The 3,050-nt window shown below is 53.4% G+C and carries 6 protein-coding genes; 1 reads left to right on the top strand and 5 read right to left on the bottom strand.

Going from position 1 to position 3,050, the window contains the following annotated elements; genetic code table 11:
- Positions 1-40: 40 nt before the first annotated feature.
- Positions 41-442 carry a lysozyme inhibitor LprI family protein gene (locus A612_RS16190; protein WP_075806980.1) on the bottom strand — a complete coding sequence of 134 codons (402 nt, stop codon included), beginning with the start codon at positions 440-442 and terminating at the stop codon, positions 41-43.
- Between A612_RS16190 and A612_RS16820 the strand changes: the two genes are divergently transcribed.
- Complete coding sequence (locus tag A612_RS16820; protein WP_141630299.1) at positions 423-764, top strand: hypothetical protein; 342 nt, start codon at positions 423-425, stop codon at positions 762-764. The genes A612_RS16190 and A612_RS16820 overlap by 20 nt on opposite strands.
- A gap of 104 nt (positions 765-868) precedes the next feature.
- Here the strand turns inward: A612_RS16820 and A612_RS16185 are convergent, their stop codons facing one another.
- The 4 genes from A612_RS16185 to A612_RS16815 all read right to left on the bottom strand — a co-directional run.
- A complete protein-coding gene (locus A612_RS16185) occupies positions 869-1,603 on the bottom strand; it encodes a sulfite exporter TauE/SafE family protein (RefSeq protein ID WP_075806981.1) in 735 nt (244 codons plus the stop codon).
- Between the two features lie 84 nt (positions 1,604-1,687).
- Positions 1,688-2,005 carry a quaternary ammonium compound efflux SMR transporter SugE gene (gene sugE, locus A612_RS16180; protein WP_075806979.1) on the bottom strand — a complete coding sequence of 106 codons (318 nt, stop codon included), beginning with the start codon at positions 2,003-2,005 and terminating at the stop codon, positions 1,688-1,690.
- Between the two features lie 133 nt (positions 2,006-2,138).
- Positions 2,139-2,492, bottom strand: coding sequence for a DUF3147 family protein (locus tag A612_RS00285; protein WP_040435262.1), 354 nt, complete (start codon positions 2,490-2,492; stop codon positions 2,139-2,141).
- 88 nt (positions 2,493-2,580) lie between these two features.
- Positions 2,581-3,050 (bottom strand): hypothetical protein (locus tag A612_RS16815; protein ID WP_206536098.1); only part of this gene is annotated, 470 nt, incomplete at its 5' end.

Genomic DNA, 3,050 nt, shown 5'->3' with positions numbered 1-3,050 from the left:
GCCGCGAAGCGGCGTCGGCTTGGACGAATTGTTAGGTCTGTCACTCACGAAGGCCAAACCAATCAAGCTCATTTGCCCTTTGGTTGGTGCGCTCAATCATGCACGCCGAATACATCGCGTCACGGATTTCTGTTTTTGCTCCGTAGCGCCCAAGATTGTAGAGCGCGCCGCAGTCCTTATCACGGAACTGAGTCCAAAGCCGTTGTGCTTCAGACAATTCCTTCTTTATTTCTTCTTGTTGTTTAGTGCTGGTCAGTTCAGCGCCAATGCGGTGCAAGGCTGCTTGATAGGCGGCGTTTAGTTTCTTATTCGCGGCTTGATAGTTTGAATCTTCGCATCGGTTGGCCTCGATTGTTGTGGCTGTGACGGGATCGTCGCACGGGTTGTCAGCATGCGCGGTAGACCAGGCAATGATTGCAAAGATGAGCCAAGAAATTCTCATGACAGACCTAACACCTGAGTTAAGCGGTGCCGCAGTCTGGCACCACAAGGAGCGAGAAACTATGAAGCGGCATCCGCTTGGACGAATTGTTAGCTGCGGCAAGTGGCTGGCGAGAAAACTGCTGAACGAAGATAAGCTGCGCGCGTTTCAGTGGCACAGGCGCGAACGCGGCGGCTACTGGACGCGCTGCAATGCGCTGGGCTGGCGAACGCTGCCCGACTGGTCCGCAGACATGGACTTGGATTTCTCACGTAAGGCTCCGTGGCTGTACCGGAACGGGTTGGACGTTGAGGACTACCGCGAAAGAGCAGCTAACACCTGAGTTAAGCCGGACCGCTGCGCGGCACGGCGTGATGGTACACGTCACCATTTAAGCCGAGCCGCGAAGCGGTCTCGGCTTGAACGAATTGTTATGCCCCGCGCTCATTAAGTCAGGATAAGCTTAGTGCCAGCGATCAGTAGGACGACGGCCAGAGCGCGTTTGATTAGAACTGGGTCAAAGCGCCGGCTACCGTAGTAAGAACCGACGACACCGCCAATTCCAGCAGCTGCAACAAGCACTAGAGCAAATGTGGGGAATTGCCTAGTGCTACTCATGTTTCCAGCAAGTCCTGAGATGGAGTTTAGGAGTATAAATAGGGCAGAAACTGCGGCGGCAGGTTTGGCCTTGGCCCAATGCATGAAGAGCAGCAACGGCGTGAGAAAAATGCCGCCACCAGTGCCGGTTAGCCCTGAAAGAAGCCCGATGCCAGCGCCGAAGGTAATGGCAAGAGGGCGGGGCGGCTCCACTGCATTTGTCTCACCAGGCGGACGCAAGAGGAGTAGCACTGCTGAACAGAGAAGAATGATCCCAACAATGACTTTGAAGGTGTGAGTGGGCAAGTTGACGTAGCCGCCTACGAAAGCGAGCGGCACCGATAGCAATGCAAAGGGCCAGAAGAGGCGCCAAGAGAAATGTCCGGCGCGCCAATACTGAAATGTGCCGATGGAGGCGACCAAAATATTCAGGATAAGAGCCGTCGGTTTGATGCTGGCTGGAGCAACGCTAAGGATAGACATCACCGCGATATAGCCTGATGCCCCAGCATGCCCGACCGAAGAATAAAGAATTGCGACGAAAAAAATGCCGACTGTGAGAAGAGCAAGATGTTCTGGGGTCATCGTGAAGTCACCAAAGGGGCATAACGCCGCGCTCACCGGTAAATTGGGAGCGCAGCGAGTAATTTATCCGAGTGCAGCGCCTTGTTAGGCATGGGCCAATTTAAGACCAACAATACCCGCACAAATCAGCCCTAAACTAACTAGCTTAAGGACGTCAGTTGACTCACCGAATAATAATATTCCTAGAAGCGCCGTGCCTACAGCACCAATACCCACCCATATCGCATAGGCTGTACCGACAGGCAACGTTTTCAGAGCTAAACCTAGCAATAGAAAACTTGCAACCAACGAAGCCACCGTACCAACAGTAGGCCATAGCTTCGTAAAACCATCTGTGTACTTCAATCCAATGGCCCAACCAATCTCCAAAAGACCAGCTACAAACAAAATTACCCAACTCATAAACACCTCTCTATTAGCTTTGGGGCCGTCCCCTACCGAAATTGAGAGGTGAGGTCGTCCTCACTTCAGACTGCCTAACGCCTGAATTAAGCGGCGGCGAAGCCGTCCGCCTTGAATGAATTGTTAGGCACGTTTATGGCAGCAGTTGGATGCCGAACTGACGCACCAACAGAGCGAACACACCGAAGCACAATATTGTGATAGCCGCGCTGACTAGCATGGTTAGCCAGAACCCAATGCGTGGGAGTAGCAGCGGAAACGCCAGAAACATGGGCAAGGTTGGCACTACGTAATAGAAGGTGTACCACGCATGGTTAGAGATCTTTGCCATCGGCTGCTTCTCGACGTAGAGCCAGATGAGCGTGAGAAACGTGACTAGCGGCAGTGCCGCAAGAAAGCCTCCTAACTTGTCACTGCGTTTTGCTGCCTCGGACACCAAGACCACAACAGCGGCAGTGAGCATGTATTTAGTAAAAAGCCAAAGCACAGTAGCTTTCAAAAATTACCTAACGTACTAGTTCAGCGGCCGCCGAAGGCGGTCCGCTGGAACGACGGGTTGGGCGGCATTTTGCAACTCATTTCTTGGTGAGATTCTTGTACGCCCCCAAAGCCGCGCCAATTGCAGCTCCCGCGGCGGGACCAATTAGTGGCACAGGAACCGCTATCGCTGCACCGACAACAGCGGCAGCAGCGGAATCCTTTGCTAGGTCGGATTTGGCTGCCTCAGATGTGACGCGGGCAACTTCTGTGGCCGCACTTTTCGCTAGGCTCAGGCCTTTTTGCGTTAGCTGCTTTAGATCTTCTTGATCCAACTTCCCGTCGCCATCTTGGTCGAGAATCGTGGTGGCTACAGTAACTGCAGAGTTTTTCGCCGTTTGTAGTGCGGATGAGATCGAACTGCCGGCGCTAGAGGCCGACTGCTTGGCGCCATTTGCGATGTTTATCAGCTGATTTTTCATTTGTGATTTCCCCGAAATTTTTGGTGCTGCACGGATTGGCCTGCTGCCTAACGCCTGAATTAAGCCGCGCCGCGAAGCGGCGTCGG

This window comes from Melaminivora alkalimesophila (genome assembly GCF_000282995.1).
Taxonomy (GTDB): Bacteria; Pseudomonadota; Gammaproteobacteria; order Burkholderiales; family Burkholderiaceae_C; genus Melaminivora; species Melaminivora alkalimesophila.
The sequence above is the reverse complement of the archived record's forward strand: the minus strand, read 5'-3'. Positions and strand labels throughout refer to the sequence as shown.